Source organism: Catenulispora sp. MAP12-49 (genome assembly GCF_041262705.1).
Taxonomy (GTDB): domain Bacteria; phylum Actinomycetota; class Actinomycetes; order Streptomycetales; family Catenulisporaceae; genus Catenulispora.
Map to the genome: position 1 here is coordinate 199291 of NZ_JBGCCP010000005.1, position 21728 is coordinate 221018.

Consider the following 21728-nt stretch of genomic DNA (forward strand, 5'->3'; position numbering starts at 1 on the left):
GTTGCCGTTAATCCGGGCAGCGGCTGTTTGTTCTGGCTTGTTCGCCGTAAGGATGCTAGGTGCTCAACCTACCGAGCGCACAACCGAGCCACTACCGTTGCCGCCGTGGCCGAGCCTGTGTCCCGTTCTATGACGATCTTCGCGCCCGCCGATGTGATTTTCGCCATCCTCGCCGACCCCCGCCAGCACGTGCTGATCGAAGTTCGGGATGCGGATGCGGATAAGGGCCTGCGCGCCGTACCGGATCCGCAACACAGTGGTCGAGTTCGAAGAAGAGCGGCGGATCGGCTGGCGGCACTTCATGCGCCACCTGGAGCTACCGGCCGGAGCCCCTCGAGGCGGACGACGAAAGCGAGCAACGCCCGGTCGATCGAACAGGCCCTGGAGCGGCTGCGGGCCGCGGCCGAATCACGGGCCGGAAGCTGAACCGCCGGCCCCGCGAGGTTAGTTCCGGTCCCGCTTCGGGTCCGCCGGCATCAGCCCGAGCGCCCGGTCGATGACCGCCCAGTCCAGCCGCTTCTCGCTGGCCGGATGCTCGGCCACGACCTGCAACAGGTCGCCGTACAGCCGGATCTCGTCGAGCGCCGAGTTGTCGTACACCGAGGGCAGCGCACCGTAGCGGCCGTACGCCGAACCAGAATCCTGCTGGTAGAGCGTCATGGCTGAATCACCGCCCGTCCTCACGACCCCATGGTCCCCGACAGTCGAGCCTATTGGGTACCAGGGCCTGCGGGTATGGCCCAACAGGACTATTTGTGGGAGCGGGTGGGGCTAGTCGGATGGGCCGACGGGCTGGTGGCGCGCCGGCCGGGCGTTCTCGGTGCCGCCGACGGGGCCGGCCGGACCGACGGCGCGACGGTCGGCACGGTGATGCTGACCGGGGTGCCGAAGCCGAACAGCTCGGTCGCCGAGGTGACGTGCGCGACCGGCTTGGTCGGCCCGACTTCCACGAACGCGAACGTGGCGACGAAGCGGCGCAGGCGCCCCTGCGCGTCCAGGTAGGCGTCGAAGGGCACGCTGGTGGTGGTGAACGCGCGGGACGCGTTGGTGAGCGCCTGCTTGTCGGCCGCGGCGTAGGACGCCTCGGCGTCCCGGGCCGAGGCCGGCCCGCTCAGCGCGGCGGCGGCTTGCCCCAGGTCCAGCGTGCCCTGGTAGTGCGCCACCGGAACGCCCCGGACCACGTCCTGGCCGACCTGCTGCACGCCGGGCTGGACGCCGCGGAGCATCGCGATGATCAGCGAGGGGTCGGTGGAGCCGCCGGAGATCAGGTTGCCGTCGGAGACCTTGCCGGTCGACGTCGGGCTCCAGACCGAGGCCGGGACGGCGGCGGCGGTCGGGGTCGCGGCGGCCGCGGGGCGGCGCACCCAGACCGTGCCGGGTGTCATCACCTCGTTCAGGGCACCGGTCGGCAGGGTGAGGTCGACCGAGCCGCGCTCCGTGCCGAAGTCGAACAGCCCCGAGCCGTGCATGGTCAGAGTCTGCGCGGCAGTGGCCGCCGTCGAGCCGTACGCCGGGACCGCCGGGTTGTCGACCGTGACCACGGTGTCGGTCTGCGCCGTCCCGGCCTGGACCGTCGCCCCGGCCGCGCCGGTGATCGCCGCTACCGGGGCCGCGTGCAGGTCGACGGCGTTCGCCGAGCCGCCGGATCCGAACATGCCCATCGCGCCGACGGCGACGACGGCCAGGCCGCTGACCGAGGAGACCCCGATGGCGAGACGGCGACGGTTCACGGCTACCCCCTGGTGGGTTCGGGACGGCGGTTGATCCCGCTGCCCAACGAGCCATACCGAGGGTGGTTACGTGATGACGCGTCGATACCACCGGATCGGACGACGGCGTGCTAGTGCACTCCCGGACGATCAGCCGCGTGCCGCATACTCCCGCAGCGCCTCGCCGGTCGCCTCGTCCGCCGGGAAGAAGGTCTCCAGCTGCATGTCCGCGAGCGTCAGGTCGGCCGCCGAGCCGAACACCGCGGTGCAGCTGAAGAAGGTCAGCACCTGTCCGTCGCGCCGGAAGCGGAAGGGCAGCACCACGCCGGCGTACAGATCCGGCTCCGGCTCGGGATCCGGATGCGGGTACGCCACGCATTCCTTGAGCAGCGCGGTCAGTTCCGGATCGCCGGAGGCCGCCGCGCGCCGGCTCAGCGCGCGCAGCAGCCGGTCCCGGGCCTCGCCGTGGTTGACCAGGTGCGGCGCGAGCCCTTCGGGGTGCAGCGTGATCCGCACCGTGTTGCCGCCGTTCTCCAGCAGGTGCGGCGCGACCAGGTCGGTGAAGATCCCGACGGTCTTGTTCGCCTCGATGATGTTGGAGCGCTGGTCGTGCATCAGCGCCGGGTACGGCAGGTGCCCGGTGAGGACGACGTCGATCGCCCGGCGCACCGCGGTCATCTCCGGGCTGGCCAGCGACCGGGCCTTGAACTCCGGAGCGTAGCCGGCGGCGACGAGCAGCTTGTTCCGGTCCCGCAGCGGCACCTCGAGCTCGTCGGCCAGCCGCAGCACCATGTCCCGGCTGGGCTTGGCGCGGCCGGTCTCCATGAAGCTCAGGTGCCGCGTGGACACCCCGCTGGCCGAGGACAGGTCCAGCTGGCTGATGTTGCGGGTCCGGCGCCAGGCCCGCAGCATGGCGCCGAAGTCGGCGGCGGTGGCCGGCGGCTGCTTCTTGAGCTGGGCCGCGGTCGGGTCGGTCGTGACGGTGGTCCGGGGCGCGGCGATCGTCGCGGTGCTCATGGCCTCACGATACGAAAGGCGGCCCGACTGTTCGACCGGAAAGGGCCGGCGGCCGGACGCCGCCGGCCGCCGAGTAAAAGCGTGTCCTTATATAAGGACACGATCCGGCCGGCTACATGGCCGCCATCGACACCCCGATGAAGTGCAGCGAGAACGCCGCGATGGTCAGCGTGTGGAACACCTCGTGGAAGCCGAACCAACGCGGCGAGAGGTCCGGCCGCTTCGTGCCGTAGACCAGCGCGCCGATCGAGTACAGCACCCCGCCGACGACCATCATGACCAGGATCGCGACGCCGCCGGAGTGCAGGAACTGCGGCAGGAAGAACACCGCGGCCCAGCCCAGCGCGACGTAGCACGGCGTGTAGATCCAGCGCGGCGCCCCGAGCCAGAAGACCCGGAAGGCGATGCCCACCAGGGCGCCGATCCAGACGGTGTACAGCAGCGCGCGCTCGGCGCTGCCGTGCAGCAGGATCACCGTGAACGGCGTATAGGTGCCGGCGATGATCAGGAAGATGTTGGCGTGATCCAGGCGGCGCAGAATCGCCTCTCCGCGCGGGCCCCAGGTGCGGCGGTGGTACAGCGCCGAGGTGCCGAACAGCATCACGGCGGAGAAGGCGAAGACCGCCGAGGCGATCCGGGCCCGGCCGTTGTCGGCCAGCGCGATCAGCACGATCCCGCCGGCCAGGGCCAAGGGCGCGGCGCACAGATGCAGCCAGCCGCGCAGCTTGGGCTTGATCGGAGTGACGGCGTTCGATACGGCATCCACAAGCGGCGTCATAACCGGAGGGTAACTTACGGGACCGTAACTTCGGTAGGCGGGTGGGCGTCCGTTCCAGAAACAGTCCGGAAACCGTCAAAAGCAGGACACCATGTCGAACCCACTGTGACGAACTAGCCATCGCCGACTATCCACCATGTGGACTGCGCTGGGTACACTCCGAAATACCCTCATACATCGACCGGGGCTGCCTACCAGTGCGGATGGGAAGCGACCTCGGTGCCTTAGGAGCGCGCCATGACTGACGTGTCCACAAAAACCGTGCCCGCGAACAGCCCCGCGGCCATACCGGGGCTCGACGACGCCCCGACCGGCCACCAGGCCCTGAAGGCCTGGGTCGCCGAGATCGCCCAGCTCACCCAGCCCGACCGGGTCGAGTGGTGCGACGGCTCGGACGCTGAGTGGGAACGCCTGACCTCCCTGCTGGTCGAGCAGGGCACCTTCACCCGGCTGAACGAGGCCAAGCGCCCGAACAGCTTCTACGCCAAGTCCGATCCGAGCGACGTCGCGCGCGTCGAGGGCCGGACCTACATCTGCTCCGAGAACGAGTCGGACGCCGGCCCCACCAACAACTGGATGGCCCCGGCCGAGATGAAGGGCATCCTCGGCGGCCTGTTCACCGGCTCGATGCGCGGCCGCACGATGTACGTCGTGCCCTTCTCGATGGGCCCGATCGGCTCGCCGCTGTCGGCGATCGGCGTGGAGCTGACCGACTCCCCGTACGTGGTGGTCTCGATGCGCGTGATGACCCGGATGGGCCAGAAGGTGCTGGAGGAGCTCGGCACGGACGGCGAGTTCGTCAGGGCCGCGCACACCGTCGGCGCCCCGCTGGAGGCCGGCCAGGCCGACGTGCCGTGGCCGTGCAACACCACGAAGTACATCACCCACTTCCCGGAGACCCGCGAGATCTGGTCCTACGGGTCGGGCTACGGCGGCAACGCGCTGCTCGGCAAGAAGTGCTACGCGCTGCGCATCGCCTCGGTGATGGCCCGCGACGAGGGCTGGCTGGCCGAGCACATGCTGATCCTGAAGCTGACGCCGCCCAGCGGCGAGGCGAAGTACGTGGCCGCGGCGTTCCCGAGCGCCTGCGGCAAGACCAACCTGGCGATGCTCACGCCGACCATCCCGGGCTGGAAGGTCGAGACCGTGGGCGACGACATCGCCTGGATGCGCTTCGGCGCGGACGGCCGGCTGTACGCCATCAACCCCGAGGCCGGCTTCTTCGGCGTCGCCCCGGGCACCGGCCGGGAGACCAACTCCAACGCCATCGACACCCTGTACGCGAACTCGGTGTTCACCAACGTCGCGCTGACCGACGACGGCGACGTGTGGTGGGAGGGCCTGACCGAGGACAAGCCGGCGCACCTGACCGACTGGAAGGGCCGCGACTGGACCCCGGACAGCGACGAGCCGGCGGCGCACCCGAACGCCCGGTTCTGCGTCCCGGCCGCGCAGTGCCCGACCATCGCCGAGGAGTGGGAGGACACCAAGGGCGTCCCGATCTCGGCGATCCTGTTCGGCGGCCGCCGCGCGACCGCGGTCCCGCTGGTCACCGAGTCGTTCTCCTGGCAGCACGGCGTCTTCCTGGGCGCCAACGTGGCCAGCGAGAAGACCGCGGCGGCCGAGGGCACGGCCGGCGAGCTGCGCCACGACCCGTTCGCCATGCTGCCTTTCTGCGGCTACAACATGGGCGACTACTTCGGCCACTGGCTGCGCGTCGGGGAGAAGACCGAGGCCGACAAGCTGCCGAAGATCTACTACGTCAACTGGTTCCGCAAGGGCGAGGGCGGCCGGTTCCTGTGGCCGGGCTTCGGCGAGAACTCGCGCGTCCTGAAGTGGATCGTGGACCGGCTGGACGGCGCGGCCGAGGGCGTCCAGACGCCGATCGGCGTGCTGCCGACCAAGGACTCGCTGGACCTGGCGGGTCTGGAGCTGTCCGAGGCGGACCTGGACGTGCTGCTGAGCGTCGACAAGGACGTCTGGAAGCGCGAGGCGGCGCAGATCCCGGCGCACTTCGACCGGTTCGGCGACCACCTGCCGGCCGAGCTGACCGCCGAGTACGAGAGCCTGCTCACCCGGCTCGACAGCTAGTCCCGCCCCGGGCGTCTCACGCGCCCCGTGTGGTCTTGAGCACCACCGTCAGGCCCGTTCCCTCCGAGGGGACGGGCCTGACGGCCGTCAAGGCGCCCCCGGGCTTCTTCACGAAACCCGCACCCGAAGGTTTACTGAAGGCCGTGACGAGACCCGGTGGGACTCCGATAACCTCGATGAGTCCTCCCCGCCCCCGGTTTATTGTCGAAAATGCGAGAAAGGCGCCGCGCTGTGAGTCTGCGAGACATCGCCTACAGCCTGTACGAGCGGCGCTTGGCGGCTCGCCTGCACAGCGACGTCCAGCGGGGCAAGAAGAAGGTCCCGCGCCACATCGGCGTCATCATGGACGGCAACCGCCGCTGGGCCAAGCAGATGGGCGAGCAGATCGCCACCGGCCACCAGCGCGGGGCGGACAAGATCCACGAGGTGCTCGACTGGGCCGAGGAGGCCGGGGTCGAGACCGTCACCCTGTGGCTGTTCTCCACCGACAACTTCAACCGGCCGCCCGAGGAGCTCACCGACCTGCTCCGGATCATCGAGGGCTCGGTGCGCTCGCTGGCCGACACGGGCCGCTGGCGGGTCCATCCGCTGGGCGCGCTGGACATACTGCCGTCCGACTTCGCCCGGCACCTGAAGGAGATCGAGGAGCAGACCCGGGACAACCCCGGGATCCAGGTGAACGTCGCCATCGGCTACGGCGGCCGCCGGGAGATCGCCGACGCGGTGCGCTCCCTGCTGGCCGACGCCGCGGCCCGCGGCACCTCCATCGAGGACCTGGTGCAGATGCTCGACGCCGAGCACATCACGGAGCATCTGTACACGCAGGGCCAACAGGATCCCGACCTGATCATAAGGACGTCCGGGGAACAGCGGCTCAGCGGTTTCATGCTGTGGCAGAGCGCGCACAGCGAGTTCTATTTCTGCGAGGCCTACTGGCCGGCGTTCCGCAAGGTCGATTTCCTTCGGGCACTGCGCGACTACGCCAATCGCCACCGCCGCTACGGCGCATAGCTCACGGTCACAGCCTCAGGGCCCTCAGTCCGTGCTGTCCAGCGCCGCGCGCATTCTGTTACGTTCTGTTATCACTACAGGTCAGAACCGTGACATGACGGGCGCCCGCGTTTAGCCCCAACAGGTGACGGGAACTTTCCAGACGTGCCGGTGGAGCAAGGTCGACTCACACAGATGGCTGTGACGGGTCTGCTCCCCGGCATCAGTCGCTTCTGGGGAGACAGACAACAGTGGCAGCTACCCCTCGCCGCCGCGCCTCCAGCAAGGCCCGGCGCCGCACCTACGTCCTCGACACCAGCGTCCTGCTCGCCGATCCGTCGGCGCTGACCAGGTTCGCCGAACACGAGGTCGTCGTCCCGATCGTGGTCGTGACTGAGTTGGAGGGCAAACGGCACCACCCCGAGCTCGGCTACTTCGCCCGCAACGCGTTGCGGATGCTGGACGAGATGCGGGTCGTCCACGGACGGCTCGACGCCCCGATCCCCGTCGGCGAGTCCGGCGGAACCCTCCGTGTGGAGCTCAACCACACCGATCCCGAAGGTCTGCCGCCGGGCTTCCGCCTCGGCGACAACGACTCGCGCATCCTGGCCGTGGCCTGCAACCTGCGGGCCGAGGGCCTGGACGTGACGCTGGTCAGCAAGGACCTGCCGATGCGGGTCAAGGCCAGCGCGGTGGGGCTGCCCGCGGAGGAGTACCGAGCGGAGATCGCGCTGGAGGCCGCGTCCGGCTGGACCGGCATGGCCGAGATCGAGATCGCCGGGACAGTCGTGGACGAGCTGTTCTCCTCGGGGACCGTCGAGGTCCCCGAAGCCGCGGGCATGCCCTGCCACACCGGGCTGGTGCTGCTCTCCGAGCGCGGCAAGGCGCTCGGGCGCGTCGCCCCGGACAAGAAGGTCCGCCTGGTGCGCGGCGACCGCGACGTCTTCGGACTGCACGGCCGCTCGGCAGAACAGCGCGTGGCGCTGGATCTGCTGCTGGACCCGGACATCGGCATCGTCTCCCTGGGCGGCCGGGCCGGAACCGGCAAGTCCGCGCTGGCGCTGTGCGCCGGCCTGGAGTCGGTGATGGAGCGCCGCCTGCACCGCAAGGTCGTGGTGTTCCGCCCGTTATACGCGGTCGGCGGTCAGGAGCTCGGCTATCTGCCCGGCACCGAGAACGAGAAGATGTCGCCGTGGGGCCAGGCGGTGTTCGACACGCTGTCGGCACTGACCTCACAGGCCGTCATCGACGAGGTGGTGGACCGGGGAATGCTGGAAGTGCTCCCGCTCACCCATATCCGCGGCCGTTCTCTGCACGACTCATTCGTCATCGTCGACGAAGCGCAGTCGCTTGAACGCAATGTGCTACTCACCGTTCTGTCCCGGATCGGGACCGGTTCGCGCGTCGTCCTCACCCACGACGTGGCACAGCGTGACAATCTGCGTGTGGGGCGTTACGACGGCATCGTCTCGGTCGTGGAAAAGCTGAAGGGGCACCCCCTTTTCGCCCATGTAACTCTCAGCAGAAGCGAAAGGTCCCCTATCGCCGCTTTGGTGACAGAGTTGCTGGAGGAACTGGCGGTATAACTGCGGACCCCCCTCGTGCAGGGGTTATCACGCTGCGTCGACTGTGACGCAGGACACGCACGATTGAGTTGAAAAGGGACCAAAGGCCCTGCATCGTCGAATGCGTAAGACCCCGCGTCTGGCAATCGCATTCGACGATCCAGGGCCTGACGGCCGCCGGCGCCGAAAGCGAGAACAGGGAGTTTTCCCGGCTCGACTTTCGCCTCGACTGCAATGAGTTATTGCATCGTCGCTGCCCGTGAACGGGCGGCGAGTCGAGCCGCAGCGGGGTGAACCCACTTCGGAAGGCTCCCTTTGTTCTCCGTGCGGAATTCTGTGTCCGGTATGCGTATTTCCCGGACGAAGGCCCTGGCCATCACCGGCGCTCTCGCCGTCACCGGCGCCTTCGTCGCCACCGGTGTGGCCGCTCACGCCTCGTCCGTCAAGTCCGGCAAGGCCGCTGTGGCCGACGCCGCCGCCGTCTCCACTATGAAGTCCGACCAGGCCAAGAGCGCCGCTGACATCGTGGCGCAGCGCGCCGCCGCGGCCGACGCCGCCAACCGCAGCGCGCAGCGCGCCGCCCTGCCGGCCGCCTCGCCGGCCGCCGACACCGCGGCCGCGCAGGCCGCCGCCCAGAAGGCGGCCACCGACAAGGCCGCCGCCGACGCCGCTGTGAAGGCCGCTGCCGACAAGGCCGCTGCCGACGCCGCCGCCAAGGCCTCCGCCGAGCACGCCGCCGCGGACAAGGCCGCTGCCGACAAGGCCGCCGCGGACAAGGCTCTGGCCGCCAAGGCCGCCGCCGACCAGGCTGCTGCCGCCCGGGCCGCCCAGGCTGCCCAGGCGCAGGCCCAGGCCGCCGCCGCGGCGAAGGCCAAGGCCGCTGCCGCCGCCGCGACCCCGACCTACGCGAACAACCTGGACGGCTGGATCAAGCAGGCCGTCTCGATCCTGGACTCCAACGGCACCCCGACCTCGTACAACGCCGTCTACCAGGCCGCGATGCACGAGTCGGCGGGCAACCCGAGCGCCGTGAACGGCTGGGACTCCAACGCCGCCAAGGGCACCCCGTCGATCGGTCTGCTCCAGGTGATCCAGCCCACGTTCAACGCCTACCACCTGGCCGGCCACAACAACATCTACAACCCGGTCGACAACATCATCGCCGGCGCCCGCTACGCGGCCGCGACCTACGGTTCGCTGGACAACGTCGTCGCCGCGCGCTGCGGTGGCTCCTGCTGGTTCGGCTACTAAGCCGCCCAGTAATAGCTGAAAACCCTTTGCGGTACAACTGAAAACCCCCAGCGACCGGCCACTGTCCCCGACAGTGGCCGGTCGCTTACTCAGTGCACTGTGATTTTTCCGACGCTCTCCCGGCTTGAGTTCGATCTCTGTTCCGGGAGAGGCTCGATTTTCGGAAGACCCCGCGCTCGGGCCCGCGGGACCAAGGTCCTTCAAGGACGTTGATCCACCAGGGGGTGGATGTGGCGGCGAAGATGCCGCCTATCCGTTCGCCCATGCGCCGCTCCATGAGGGAGCCGGTCGTCACTTCCCACACGCCGCGGATCAATCCGGGCTGTGCGAAAACGGCCGTCGAAAAGGGGTGAGGCACTGCGGAAGGCAACTCTTGTCCAGCCATAGGCGCACTGAGCACGAGACTGAGCACGAGTACGACCAGCACAACCCCACCTCGCAGGACCCGAAGTCCGGGATCGCGGGCGCCGCATCGACCGCGGCAGGCAAGACCGTCTCGTTCATGACCGGCAAGCTCCCCACCAAGACCTCCCGAATAGCCGCGGTGGCAGCGGCCGGAACCCTGGTCCTGGCAGGCGCGGGCAGCGCGTACGCGGTCCACTCGAACGACGTCTCCAACCACAACAAGCAGGTGGCCGCCGCACAGTTCGCGGCAGAGCAGAAGGCCGCCTCCGACAAGGCACAGGCCGATGCCGCCGCCAACGCGGCCGCGGAGAAGGCCGCGGAGCAGAAGGCCGAGGCGGACGCGGCGGCGAAGGCGGCCGCGGACAAGGCCGCAGCCGACAAGGCAGCCGCGGACAAGGCGGCAGCCGACAAGGCAGCCGCTGACAAGGCCGCGGCAGACCGCGCCGCGGCGGCCGCCGCCGCGAACCGCGACCAGCAGCGCCAGCCGCTGCCGAGCGCGTCGTCGTCGCCCACCTCGACGCCGACCGCGACCTCGACCCCGACCCCGACGCAGAAGCCGACGACGCCCAGCGGCGGCTCCTACGGCTCGGCCTACGCGATCGCGCAGTCGATCGTGCCGTCCGGCCAGTTCGCGTGCTTCGCGAACATCATCGAGCGCGAGTCCGGCTGGAACGTCCACGCGACCAACCCCTCGTCGGGCGCGTACGGCCTCGGGCAGGCCCTGCCGGGCAGCAAGATGGCCTCGGCCGGCTCGGACTGGGAGAACAATCCCACCACCCAGATCAAGTGGACGCTGTCCTACATGGACTCGCGGTACGGCTCGCCGTGCGGCGCGTGGTCCTTCTGGCAGTCGCACAACTGGTACTGATACCAGCGGTCTCCGATTGATCCCGGCGCTGTCGAAGCGCTGATCCGGCACGCCCTGATTGGTTCTCGTAGCCGAGTTCCGGCGACGGTTTCCCCTGAGCGCCGCCTGACGACGGGCCGTGCCACCCCGGCGCCCCGTCCGTTCGCAAGGATCTTGCGACCGGACGGGGCGCCGGTGTTCTTTAATGCGGTTATGCCGTCCTCACCCACGATCCTGATCCGGCCGATCCTGCTGCGCGACCACAACGAGGAGGGGCGCACCTCCACCACCCTGGAGCTGTTCTTCGACCTGGTCTTCGTGGTCACGATCAGCGCGATCGCCCAGCAGTGGCACCACGCGGTGATCTCCGGGCAGCTGCTGCACGGCGTCATCTCCCTGGTCGAGATGGTGTTCGGTGTCTGGTGGGCTTGGATGGGTTTCACCTGGTTCGCGAACTTCTTCGACCCCGACGACGTGCCCTACCGCCTGATGGTGCTGGTACAGCTCCTGGCCTCGCTCGGGATCGCCTCGGGCATCCCGGACGTGTTCGAGCACGACGACTTCCGCATCGTGGTGGGCTGCTACGTCGTGATCCGTCTGGTGATGGCCGCGCAGTGGATGCGCGCCGGCCACGCCAACCCGGCCCTGCGCCCCTTCTGCAACCGCTGGGCCTACGGCATCCTGGCGGTCCAGGTCGGCTGGGTGCTGTTCGGCTTCGGGCTGAGCGGCCTGACCCCGCTGCAGACCATCCCGTTCTTCGCGATCGGCGTGGTCGTCGAACTGGCGGTCCCGGCCTGGGCCCAGCGCGCCGAGGTGGCCCCCCTGCCGCACTCCGAGCACGTGGAGGAGCGCTACGGCCTGTTCACGATCATCATCCTCGGCGAGATCGTCCTGGTCGCCTCAACGGCCTTCAACACGGCCCTGACGGACCACAAGCACCTGGCGACCCTGATGGTCGGCGCGATCAGCGCGGCGATCCTGGCCTTCTGCCTGTGGTGGCTGTACTTCGGGTTCCTCGGCGAATACGACCTGACCCGGATGCGCACGGCCTTCATCTGGGGCTACGGCCACTACTTCGTCTACGGCACCCTGACCACCATCGGCGGAACGCTCGCCGCACTCCTGGAGCAGGTCGCCCAGGACGACGGAGCACTGGGCCGCACAGCCATGGCCCTGACCCTGACGATCCCGGTGGCCGGCTTCCTGGCCGCCATCGCCCTGCTCCGCAAGGTCAGCGAATGGGCAGCGTGCTCGCGCTGGCTGATGGCATCGGGAGCGGTCTTCGTCATCGGCACCGCCGCGGGCGCCGCGGGAGGCGCGATGTGGACGCTGCTGTCCGTATGCGTCGCGACCGCCGCCTTCCTGGCTTCGGAGATCGTCACGAAGTGGAAGGCGGCGGTCAGACGCCGGCAAAACCAGGGTGCTGCTTAAGCCAGCGAGTCTTCCGCCTCCAGCGTCACGGAGACACTGTTGACGATGGCAGCAATCTTAACCGCTTCCTGCACCGTCTCGCGGGAGGCACCGGCCTTCACAAGCACTTGCTCATGCGACTCCAAGCACCGCTGGCACCCGTTGATCGCCGAGACGGCCAGCGACCACAACTCGAAGTCGAGCTTGTCCACCCCATGATTGGCCATGAAGTTCATCCGCAGCCCGGCCCGCAGATTCTGGTACTCAGGGTCGCCCAGCAGGTGCATACCCCGGTAGTACACGTTGTTCATGGCCATGATCGCCGCCGCCCCCTTGGCAGCGACATACGCCACCTCCGACAGATGCGTCTTGGCATCAGCCGAAAGCTCCGCGATCACCTTCGCATTCCGCGACGCGATAGCCGTCCCGAGAATCGCACCCCACAACTGCTGCTCGGTGAGCTTCGAGGTGTTGATCATCGAGCTGAGATTCAGCTTGACGTCCTTGGCGTACTCCGGCAGCGCGTCCTTCAGAACCTCGTACCCCATCAGGCGTTCAGCAGCTCTCGCACAACCAGCGTCTCGTCGCCGGACTTCCAGTTGCACGGGCACAGCTCATCAGTCTGCAGCGCATCCAGCACCCGCAGCACCTCATCAACATTCCGCCCGACAGACCCGGCCGTCACCATGACGAACTGGATCTCGTTGTTCGGATCCACAATGAACGTGGCCCGGTCGGCAACCCCATCCTTGTTCAGCACACCGCAAGCAGCAGTCAGCTCCCGCTTGACGTCCGCCATCATCGGGAACGGCAGCTCCCGCAGATCCTTGTGGTCCAGCCGCCAAGCCCGGTGCACGAACTCGTTGTCGACGGACACCCCCAGCACCTGCGTGTCCCGATCCTGGAACTCCCCATTGAGCTTGCCGAACGCCGCGATCTCGGTCGGACAGACGAACGTGAAGTCCTTGGGCCAGAAGAACACCACCTTCCACTTGCCCGCGTAGGACTCATCCGTGATCTGGACGAACGCGTCCTCGGGGTTCGCCTGGTCGATGTCCACGACCGAGGTCAGGTTGAACTTGGGGAACTGGTCGCCGATGGTCAGCGTGGCCACGGTTGGTCTCCTAGCGATGAGGGTTGCCTTGCACCTGCGCCTCAGGCGGCCTCGAAGGGTCCGCGGGCGCGACATCACCAGGCTGTCAGACCGGAATTGATCAGTGAAATAGGCACGAGGGGCGAGTCGCGATAGGGAGAGCCGATCAATCGCGGATCGGCGCCAAACGCTTCCAGCAGTGTCACCCAGAATCCCGACCGTGACGAATCACCATCACGGAATGAGATGGGATCCGCCTCCATTAACTCGATCGAGTGCATCGAGTGCAGAACCGCCCGGACCTCCCCAAACGCCGGCCCCGCGGCATGGATGATCTTGGACGCGGCGCCTTGATGATCTTGGCGAAGGCGCCCTCCGCCCGGCTGCCGTATTCCGGTCCCGGGTGGATTCCACACATCCTGGAGGATCCATGCGACATGTTTCCCGCCTGCGAACGCGAGCACTCGCCGTGGGGCTCGCCCTGGCGGCTTCTTCCGCGCTTTCGCCCCTGGGCTCCGCGAGCGCGGCAGACCAGTACCAGTGGGCCGCGCTGGGCGATTCGTACACCGCCGGCGGCTTCGTCGGGGACCCGCTGCCGCCGCTCGGCGATCCGTCACGCGACGGCTGCGACCGCACGACCAACGCCTACCCCGACGTCGTCGACCGTGAACTCGCCGAGTTCCCGCCGGGCAAGCCCGTCCACCTGACCAACGTCAGCTGTGGCAACGCCACCATCGCCGACATCGCCACGGCCAAGCAGGTGCCGATCAGTCCCGTGGAGCCGCCCGCGGACGGTTGGCCCTCGGTGCCCACGCAGATCCAGCGCGCGCAGCTGGACGACAAGACCGACGTCGTCACCATCGGCGTCGGCGGCAACAGCCTGCCCTTCGGGGGCATTCTCCTCAAGTGCCAGGAGACAGGCTTGCTGGGCAAGTCGTGCCGCGACTACTACACCAATCCCCCCGCGGGGGAGGAGAGCATGCAGGACAAGCTCGCCCGGGTCCAGGACGAGTACATCGAGATGCTGGCCAAGGTGCACCAGGCCGCGCCCAACGCCAAGGTGATCACCGTCGGCTACCCGGCCGTGCTGCCGGAGCAAGGCAGCGACTGTACCCGCTTCAGTCTCACCCAGCTCGGCGCCGTCACCGCCGCCGACATCGACTGGCTCCGTGAGGACGTCCTCAAGCAGCTGAACAGCACGATCCAGCGGGTCTCGAACTTCTTCGGCGACCGCTACGTCGACATCTACTCCTCCAGCATCGGCCACGACGCCTGCAAGCCGGCGGACACCAAGTGGGTCGAAGGAATCTGCGGCGACGCCGAGGACTACTGGCCGACCTCGCTCCCTGGCACGCTGCTGAACTGCGCCCCCATCAAGAAGCGCCTCACCCTCGTCCACCCCAACGCCGCCGGTTACGCCAACACCGCCGCCCACGTGGAGCGAGCCATCCGCATCGCCCTGCTCGAACGCTGAACTGCACGAAGTCGGCCGCGGGGGAGGCGCATCCTCAACCCCGCGGCCGGCTTCGCGATCCGCACGATCGGCAAGACCCGCGCGGTCAGCACGATCAATACGATCCGCGCGATCAGCCCAACTGCGGCCCGTCGGCCAGCGCGCCGACTTCCTGCTCGCTCAGCGGCCGGGGCGTGGTCACCTTCAGGTTGAGGCGCTCGGCGGTGGCGTTGCCGTTGATGCGGTACTTGACGTTGTCGGCGACCAGGTAGCTCTCGCCGTTCGCGTTGCCGATGTAGCCGTCCTGGATGGCGCCGCCGTCCTGCAGGTCCTCGACGTTGACCTCGGTGATGCCTTCCCAGTCGTTGAAGATGTTCAGGTACGACGACTCGTTCAGGGCCCGCCGCTTGCCCTCGAGGACGACGTAGACCATGGGGTTGTCGGCCGCCTTGACGCGGGTGCCGTTGTCAGCCATGAACCGGTTCCTTCCGCAGGTGTGCTAACTCTGACTCCCCCCCTTTTCGGATGCTATGCACGCTGACGTCAGGGCTCGCGCAGGCGTAGGCCGATGGGATGATCCGGCGGCGCGGGGGCGCGCTCGGCCGTCGTGGGGCACTCGCTCGGTCACTCGCCCGGGCACACGCTCAGTCACCCGCCCGGTCACTCGTTCGGTGCCCTTCAAGCTGCGCGCGATCACCGAGTCACCGATGATCGCCCTCCTGTCAAGGGACCCCTCCTGAGTAGCCGGGCGCTCAAGCGGGGAAGGGCGGGACGTGGTGGAGACTACGAGCCCGGGGGCGACGGGGCTGGGGCGGTCGGTCGGCGGGCGCTACCGCCTGCTGGCGAGGTTGGGCGAGGGCGGCTTCGGGGAGGTGTGGCGAGCGCGGGACCGGTCTTTGGACATCGATGTCGCGGTCAAGCAGGTGCGGCTTCCGCTGAACGCGCCGCAGTCGCAGCAGGCGGCGCAGACCGAGCGCGCGCTGCGCGAGGCGCGGCACGCCGCCAAGCTGCGGGACCACCCGAACGTGGTGGCGGTGCACGACGTCGTGGACGACGGCGGCCCCTGGATCGTCATGCAGCTCGTCGAGGGCCGGACCCTGGCGACCCGGATCAAGGACGGCGGCCCGCTCTCCGAGCCCGACGCCGTCTACCTCGCCGCGTCGCTGCTCCAGGCGTTGCGCGCGGCGCAGGCCGTGAAGGTCGTGCACCGCGACATCAAGCCGGCCAACGTGATGCTCACCGAGGACGGCGACGTCCTGCTCACCGACTTCGGCATCGCGGTGAACGACGCCGACCCCTCCATCACCACCGCCGGCGTCATCCTCGGCTCGGCCGAGTACATGGCGCCCGAGCGGGCGCGCGGACACGAGGCGACGTACGCCAGCGACCTGTTCTCGCTCGGCGTGACCCTGTACCACGCGGTCGAAGGCGTCTCGCCCTTCCACCGCGACACCCCCACCGGATCACTGACCGCCGTACTCCTCGAAGATCCCCCGGAACCGCAACGCGCCGGAGCCCTCAAGCCGCTCCTCGGCGCGCTCCTGCACAAGGACGCCGCGAACCGCCCCGAGCTCAGCGACGCCCTGACGATGGTCCAGCAGGCGGCCGAACAACTCGGCGACGGCGCCACCACGACCTTCGGATCGACCCGCGCCTACACACGCCCCTTCATGCCGTTCGACGACCCCGCCAAGAACGGCGGCGGCGCCAAGGAAGTCGCCGGGCTGCTGGCCAAGGCGCTCCGCAAGAACGCGGCCGCCGCGGTCCTCCATGCCGAGAACCGCATCCAGTCGGCACAACAGAACCGCCGCGCCCGAGCAGCTCAGTCAGCCCAGACAGGCCAGTCGAATCAGTCGGGCCAGTCGACGCCATCAGGCGCATCGACCTTCACCGGCATCGCCACGGACAAGACCAAGAAGCAGAACAAGAAGCAGAACAAGAGCCAGAGCCAGAGCCAGAGCCAGAACCCTGCGAAACCCCGATCCCCCTGGCAGTCCAAGGCGATCCTCCTCCTCATGCTCGCCCTCCTCGGCCTGGCCGCCTACGCCCTCAACCACGCCGAGATCCCCGCCGCCTGGCACCCCGTCACCGCCGACCAGGACGCCCGCGTCATCGTCCAGGACCGCATCGACCCGACCAAGGACGCCTACTCCCCCGGCTGGTGGGTCATCGCGCCGACCGTCTTCGTCGTCGTGACCGCCGCGGTCCTGTGGACCATCGCGGCCGTGAAGGCGATCCCGGACGCTCTCGGCGCCACCGTCCAGGTCGTCGCCGGCATCTTCGTCTTCGCCGCCGGCGGCGCCGCCGCGTTCTGCGCGGAGGCCGCGGGCGCCGGGATCTACAAGACCTGGCTGCCGCCGATCGGAGCGCTGTGGGCGTCGGCCGGAACCCTGGCGGGCATCCTGACGGTCGCGATCGGCTGGGCCGTCGAGGCCGACGCGAAACGAAAGGCCGCGCAGAAAACGCCCTGAACAGCGCCTACCGCAGCCACCGGCCACCAGCGGGCACCGTCAGCACGCTAGCTGTCGGCCGCCAGCGCCGCGAACTCCGCCGACCAGTCCGGCGCCGCGTCGCCGGCGTCGTAGATCTCGAAGGTCTTCCCCACGGCGTCCGCGGCAGTCAGCGCCGCCACCGAAGCCCCGGCCACGGACGCTCGGCTGGTCCGACCGTCCCCCTTGTCCCCCTGCTCCAGCCGGATCCCGGCCGCGGGCCCCGACGTCAGCCACCCCGGCCGCACGATCGTGTACGCGGCACCACTGGCCCGCAGCGCCTCCTCGCCCCGTGCCCGGGCCGCGATGATCCCCGCCAAGTCCGGGTGCTCGTGGGCCCGCGTGATGTAGATCTGCGACACCAGCACCACCCGCGCCCCGCTCCGGGCGGCGGCCTCGCCGACCGCCGCCACACCCCGGTGCATCACCGCCTCCGCGCCGCGGTCGTCGGTCGGCGGCTCGACCGACACGACCACGCCGTCGTACCCGTCGAGCAGCGCGGCGTCGAAGCCGGCGGACAGGTCCACCACGGCGGTGTCGGCGCCGGCCACACCGCGCGGGCGCCGGCCGGCGACCGTCACCCGCGCCCCCCGCTCCAGCAGCAGCGCCGTCACGAGCGAGCCGGTCCGGCCGGAGCCGCCGAGCACCAGGTACCTGCCATCGGCCACGGAATCACGAACTGTCATGGCGCCATTCTCCGATCAACGGCCCGTCTACGGCTGCGCGGCCACTTCCGGGTACGCCGGCGAGGCGCCGTCCATCAGCGGCGACGGGATCCCCTTCAGGGCCTTGTCGAAGAACGCCGCGACGTAGTCACGGGTGATCTGGATGCTGCGGAACCCGTCCAGGCTCTGCCCGGGGACCGGCATCGAGGCCTCCTCGGCCAGCACGGCGATGTCGGTGAAGGACGCGTGCGCCTCCCCGTCCACCGCGAACCAGCGCTTGTAGCCGGTCAGGTCGGCCCAGGTCTGGTCCCAGTCGGGCGCGTCGCCGGCGCTGTGGTCACTCTGCTTGCCGAACATCATGAACGCCCGGTCGCCGAGGCCGCCGGCCGGCACGGCGGGGAAGAAGGTCCCGTCCATGTTCACGCCCGCGCGGATCCGCGGGTCGGCCTCCATGGCCGCGGCCGCCGAAGCGCCGCCGACCGAGTGACCCGCCATGCCGACGGCGCACTTGTCGATCAGGTGGCTCAGACCCCAGACATGCCCGCCGGTGAGCTGGTCCACGACGAACTTCACGTCCACGGCGCGGCTGCTGACCAGCTGCTCGTTGCTCGCCGGGTCCGGCCCGCTCTGGCTGCACCACAGACACGGCGCGATGCTTCCGTCCGCGAGCTGCTCGCCGCTGTCCTCGTACGGGTGCCCGACCAGGGCCACGACGTACCCCCGGCTCGCGAGACCGGTCGCCAGCGAGGTCAGGGTCGCCCGCGGGTTCTCCAGCCCGGGCGAGAGCACGATCAGCGGGAACTTGCCGGGAGCGGCCTTGGCACCGGTGAAGGCGTGGGTCTGCAGAGCCGCGACGGCGTCGGCGGTGACCCCGAAGCCCGGCGGGACCCGCAGCGCCACGAAGTTCGCCGCCTCGCCGGCGCTCATGTAGGGCGCGGGCTGACCGGTGCCCTGGCGAGCGGGGTAGAACATCGAGACGGTCAGTTGGCGATGGCCCGCCGAGGGATTCCAGGGGTCCAGGCGGCTGGCGTCGGTCAGGTGCAGGACGTCCTCGCCCGCCGCGTAGCGGCCGGTCGGCGCGGGCAGCGAGTACTGCGCGGAGGCCGGAGTGGAAGCCGAAGTGGATGCCGGAGAGTGGGCCGATGCGGCGGCGGAATAGGCGGAAACCGCATGCGGAGCCGCAGCGGAAGCGGCGCCTGACCCGACAAGGGTGAGCGCGGAAACGGACAGAGCGACGATCGCGGAGGCCGCCAGGCGGCGTCGGTTGGTAACCATGGGTTGAAGGTATGAGCGGGGCGTCTCATCGCGGATCACCCCACGGATGGCACCTTCGAGCCCTGTCATCCCCCAGGTCCAGGGGCCTCATCCCCCAGGATGAAGCCCCTGCCATGAGGTCCGGCGAGCCGATCAGCCGACGACGGCCAGCGCGTCGATCTCCACCAGCATCGACTCCTTGGGCAGCTGCACGAAGACGGTCGTCCGGCTCGGCTTCACCCCGTCCGCGCCGAGGTTCGCCTCGATGAACTCCGCGTACGCCTCGTTCATCGCCCCGAAGTGGTCGCGCGTGGTGAGGTAGACACGGAGCATCACGATGTCGTCGACGGTGCCGCCGCCGGCCTCGACGATCGCCTTCACGTTCTCCAGCGTGCGCGCGGTCTGCGCCTTCACGTCGCCGGGGGCCACGTACTGGCCGGTCGCCGGGTCCTCGCCGCCCTGCCCGGACACCTGCAGGATCGGGCCCTTGCGGACGCCCTGGGAGAACACCGGCATCGGGGCCGGGGCGCCGTCGGTACGGATCTCGGTCTTCGCGGAAGTCATCGGGAGAGCTCGCTTTCTTTCGGAGATGGTTCTCGGAACAGAGGATTGGAAGTCAGGGGGCACCAAGGTCAGGGCGCAGCGAAATCAGGGGGCGCCGGCGTCGGCGGAGATGGCGCGCACCGTTTCGAGCAGCTGCGGCAGCAGTTCCAGCACCTGCTCATACGGGAGCACCACGTCCGGCACCGAGATCGACACCGCCGCGACGGCGCGCCCGGAGGCGTCCCGCACCGGCGCGCCGATGCAGTTGATGAACGTCTCGTGCTCGGCATGGTCCTGGGCCCACCCCTGCGCGGCCACGGTCTCCAGCTCCGCGAGCAGCTGCGGCACCGAGGCGATGGTGTTGGGCGTGTGCGGCACGAACTCGATCCCCGCCACCACCCGCCGCCGCTCGGCCACCGGCAGATCCGCCAGTAGGACCTTCGCCACCGCGGTGTTGTGCAACCCGGCCCGCAGCCCGACACGCGAGTACATACGTACTCTGTGACGCGAGTCGTACTTGTCGATGTAGACGACCTCGCCGCCCTCGTACGCGGCCAGGTGCACGGTCTGCCCGGTCGCCGCGTTCAGCGCCGCCAGATGCGGGGCCGCGATCGGCCGGATGCCGCGCTGTTCCATCGCCAGCCCGGCCAGCGCGAACAACCCGGCGCCGAGGTGGTAGCGGTACTCGGCGTCGCGATAGACGAACCGGTCGGCCTCCAGCGACTGGAGCAGCCGCAGGACCGTGGTCTTGTGGACGCCGACCACCTCGGCCAGCTGGTCCAGCGAGCGCTCGCCCTCGCCGAGCTCGGTGAGCAGGCGCAGGGCGCGGGTGACGGTCTGGCTCATGAGACCCTCACCTTCTCGCGGAATGATCGGCTGCGCGACTTGGGTGGGAGAGCGGGCATCACGAGCGCACCGGCTCCGAGCCACCGACCTGGATATCGCCGGCCTGGATGCCGCCGACCGCGATGTCATCGGCCTCAGCGCCGCCAGCCGCACCGCCGCCGAAAGCGATGCCCCCGGCCGAGATCCGCGTCGCGCGCCACTGCTCCTCCGAGGCCTCCAGCAGCGCGGCGACCGTGACCGCCGACCACTGGCCGTCGTGCGCGGCAGGTTCGGCATGCGCGGCTCGGTCGGCTCGGTCGGCTCGGTCGGCGCGGTCGGCGCGGCCATCGTCAGCAAGCCTGCTCAGATCCCCCAACTCCCCCACATCCCCATGCGCCACCAAAGCCGACGCCGCGGCCAGGTGCCCGAGCCGCAACCGCCGCCGCTCGTCGAACCCGTGCAGCGTCCCGGCCAGATACCCCGCCGCGAAGGCGTCCCCGGCCCCGGTCGGCTCGACCACGTCCACCGCCAGCGCCGGCTCGGACACCGCACCGTCGGCGGTCAGCGCGGTCACGACGCGCTCGGCGTCCTTCACCACGATCGTCGCCGGCCCCGGGAACAGAGCCCTGAGTTCGCCCGGATCCCCGGTGCCGAAGGCGATCTCCGCCTCGTCGGCGCCGAGCAGCGCGACGTCGGCCGCGTTCACGAACTCCCGCAGCACGCCCGGGTCCCGGTCCCGCCACAGCGTCGGCCGCCAGTTCAGATCGAAGCTGACCAGCCGCCGCCCGCGCGGCGCGGCCAGCACCGCGCGCACCATCTCCAGGCACGTCCCCGACAACGCCGGCGTGATCCCCGTCAGGTGAAGCAGCCGCGCGCCGTCCACCAAGCGCGCCACCTCGGGCTCGCGCAGTGTCGCCGCCGACATCGCGGACGCCGCGGACCCCGCGCGGTAGTAATGCAGCTTGCTGCGACCCGCGCCGAGGTCCCCGTCACGCCCCGATCCGCCGGTCTCCTTCAGGTACAGCCCGGTCGGCCGCAGCGGATCGACCGCCACCCCCGAGGTGTCCACGCCCCGCCGGGCCAGCTCGCCGACCAGCCGCCGTCCGAAGCCGTCGTCGCCGACCCGGCTGACCCACGCGCTCGGCACGCCCAAGGCGCGCAACGCGCACGCCACGTTCGACTCCGCGCCACCGGCCGAGACCGCGAACGACTCGACCGCGTCCAGCGGGCCCGGCACGTCCGGCAGCAACGCCGCCATCGACTCGCCGACGCACACCGCCCAAGCCGTCACCACTCCGGCCTCCCCAGTCATCGCACCCACAGTCACTGCACCCACAGCATTG

The 21728-nt window shown here is 69.5% G+C and carries 21 protein-coding genes; 9 read left to right on the top strand and 12 right to left on the bottom strand.

Annotated features, from left to right (window positions below):
- Positions 1-105 precede the first annotated feature (105 nt).
- Positions 106-426 (top strand): hypothetical protein, encoded by a 321-nt coding sequence (locus ABIA35_RS13320; RefSeq protein WP_370358063.1) that lies wholly within the window; start codon positions 106-108, stop codon positions 424-426.
- 18 nt (positions 427-444) lie between these two features.
- On the opposite strand, the gene ABIA35_RS13325 is transcribed toward ABIA35_RS13320, so the two are convergent.
- From ABIA35_RS13325 to ABIA35_RS13340, 4 genes are all read right to left on the bottom strand, one after another.
- Entirely contained in the window at positions 445-684 is a 240-nt protein-coding gene (locus tag ABIA35_RS13325) for a hypothetical protein (protein WP_370358064.1), read from the bottom strand.
- Positions 685-749: 65 nt separating this feature from the next.
- Positions 750-1730, bottom strand: coding sequence for a hypothetical protein (locus tag ABIA35_RS13330; protein ID WP_370358065.1), 981 nt, complete (start codon positions 1728-1730; stop codon positions 750-752).
- Positions 1731-1859: 129 nt separating this feature from the next.
- On the bottom strand, positions 1860-2621 hold the full coding sequence (locus ABIA35_RS13335) for a helix-turn-helix domain-containing protein (protein WP_370337594.1): 762 nt from the start codon (positions 2619-2621) through the stop codon (positions 1860-1862).
- 217 nt (positions 2622-2838) lie between these two features.
- The gene (locus ABIA35_RS13340; RefSeq protein ID WP_370336938.1) at positions 2839-3504 is read right to left on the bottom strand and encodes a hemolysin III family protein; all 666 of its coding nucleotides are present in this window, start codon (positions 3502-3504) and stop codon (positions 2839-2841) included.
- Between the two features lie 237 nt (positions 3505-3741).
- Between ABIA35_RS13340 and ABIA35_RS13345 the strand changes: the two genes are divergently transcribed.
- The 6 genes from ABIA35_RS13345 (at position 3742) to ABIA35_RS13370 (ending at position 12084) form a co-directional block, all read left to right on the top strand.
- Positions 3742-5595: a phosphoenolpyruvate carboxykinase (GTP) gene (locus tag ABIA35_RS13345; protein WP_370358066.1), complete on the top strand. Its 1854-nt coding sequence runs from the start codon at positions 3742-3744 to the stop codon at positions 5593-5595.
- Positions 5596-5826: 231 nt separating this feature from the next.
- Positions 5827-6606 carry an isoprenyl transferase gene (locus ABIA35_RS13350; RefSeq protein WP_370358067.1) on the top strand — a complete coding sequence of 260 codons (780 nt, stop codon included), beginning with the start codon at positions 5827-5829 and terminating at the stop codon, positions 6604-6606.
- 230 nt (positions 6607-6836) lie between these two features.
- Positions 6837-8171, top strand: a complete 1335-nt coding sequence (locus tag ABIA35_RS13355) for a PhoH family protein (RefSeq protein WP_370336932.1) — start codon at positions 6837-6839, stop codon at positions 8169-8171.
- 324 nt (positions 8172-8495) lie between these two features.
- Positions 8496-9401, top strand: coding sequence for a transglycosylase SLT domain-containing protein (locus ABIA35_RS13360; RefSeq protein ID WP_370336930.1), 906 nt, complete (start codon positions 8496-8498; stop codon positions 9399-9401).
- A 373-nt stretch (positions 9402-9774) separates the two neighbouring features.
- Entirely contained in the window at positions 9775-10674 is a 900-nt protein-coding gene (locus tag ABIA35_RS13365) for a lytic transglycosylase domain-containing protein (RefSeq protein ID WP_370358068.1), read from the top strand.
- A gap of 192 nt (positions 10675-10866) precedes the next feature.
- Positions 10867-12084: a low temperature requirement protein A gene (locus ABIA35_RS13370; RefSeq protein WP_370358069.1), complete on the top strand. Its 1218-nt coding sequence runs from the start codon at positions 10867-10869 to the stop codon at positions 12082-12084.
- On the opposite strand, the gene ABIA35_RS13375 is transcribed toward ABIA35_RS13370, so the two are convergent.
- Together ABIA35_RS13375 and ABIA35_RS13380 are read right to left on the bottom strand one after the other, a co-directional pair.
- A complete protein-coding gene (locus tag ABIA35_RS13375; protein ID WP_370358070.1) occupies positions 12081-12611 on the bottom strand; it encodes a carboxymuconolactone decarboxylase family protein in 531 nt (176 codons plus the stop codon). The two genes, ABIA35_RS13370 and ABIA35_RS13375, sit on opposite strands and share 4 nt — an antisense overlap.
- Entirely contained in the window at positions 12611-13177 is a 567-nt protein-coding gene (locus ABIA35_RS13380; RefSeq protein ID WP_370358071.1) for a peroxiredoxin, read from the bottom strand. The genes ABIA35_RS13375 and ABIA35_RS13380 overlap by 1 nt, the downstream gene beginning before the upstream one ends.
- Before the next feature lie 409 nt (positions 13178-13586).
- Between ABIA35_RS13380 and ABIA35_RS13385 the strand changes: the two genes are divergently transcribed.
- Positions 13587-14630, top strand: coding sequence for an SGNH/GDSL hydrolase family protein (locus ABIA35_RS13385; protein WP_370336922.1), 1044 nt, complete (start codon positions 13587-13589; stop codon positions 14628-14630).
- Positions 14631-14742: 112 nt separating this feature from the next.
- Here ABIA35_RS13385 and ABIA35_RS13390 read toward each other — a convergent pair whose 3' ends face one another.
- Complete coding sequence (locus ABIA35_RS13390) at positions 14743-15084, bottom strand: hypothetical protein (RefSeq protein WP_370336920.1); 342 nt, start codon at positions 15082-15084, stop codon at positions 14743-14745.
- Between the two features lie 298 nt (positions 15085-15382).
- Between ABIA35_RS13390 and ABIA35_RS13395 the strand changes: the two genes are divergently transcribed.
- Complete coding sequence (locus tag ABIA35_RS13395; RefSeq protein WP_370358072.1) at positions 15383-17080, top strand: serine/threonine-protein kinase; 1698 nt, start codon at positions 15383-15385, stop codon at positions 17078-17080.
- A 47-nt stretch (positions 17081-17127) separates the two neighbouring features.
- Here the strand turns inward: ABIA35_RS13395 and ABIA35_RS13400 are convergent, their stop codons facing one another.
- The 5 genes from ABIA35_RS13400 to ABIA35_RS13420 all read right to left on the bottom strand — a co-directional run bounded on the left by ABIA35_RS13400 (position 17128) and on the right by ABIA35_RS13420 (position 21697).
- A complete protein-coding gene (locus ABIA35_RS13400) occupies positions 17128-17784 on the bottom strand; it encodes an NAD(P)H-binding protein (protein WP_370358073.1) in 657 nt (218 codons plus the stop codon).
- Positions 17785-17811: 27 nt separating this feature from the next.
- Positions 17812-19038 carry an alpha/beta hydrolase family protein gene (locus ABIA35_RS13405; protein WP_370358074.1) on the bottom strand — a complete coding sequence of 409 codons (1227 nt, stop codon included), beginning with the start codon at positions 19036-19038 and terminating at the stop codon, positions 17812-17814.
- 132 nt (positions 19039-19170) lie between these two features.
- Entirely contained in the window at positions 19171-19581 is a 411-nt protein-coding gene (locus ABIA35_RS13410; RefSeq protein WP_370358075.1) for a RidA family protein, read from the bottom strand.
- 84 nt (positions 19582-19665) lie between these two features.
- Positions 19666-20406 carry an IclR family transcriptional regulator gene (locus ABIA35_RS13415; RefSeq protein WP_370358076.1) on the bottom strand — a complete coding sequence of 247 codons (741 nt, stop codon included), beginning with the start codon at positions 20404-20406 and terminating at the stop codon, positions 19666-19668.
- Between the two features lie 58 nt (positions 20407-20464).
- A complete protein-coding gene (locus tag ABIA35_RS13420) occupies positions 20465-21697 on the bottom strand; it encodes a sugar kinase (protein WP_370358077.1) in 1233 nt (410 codons plus the stop codon).
- Between the last annotated feature and the right edge of the window lie 31 nt (positions 21698-21728).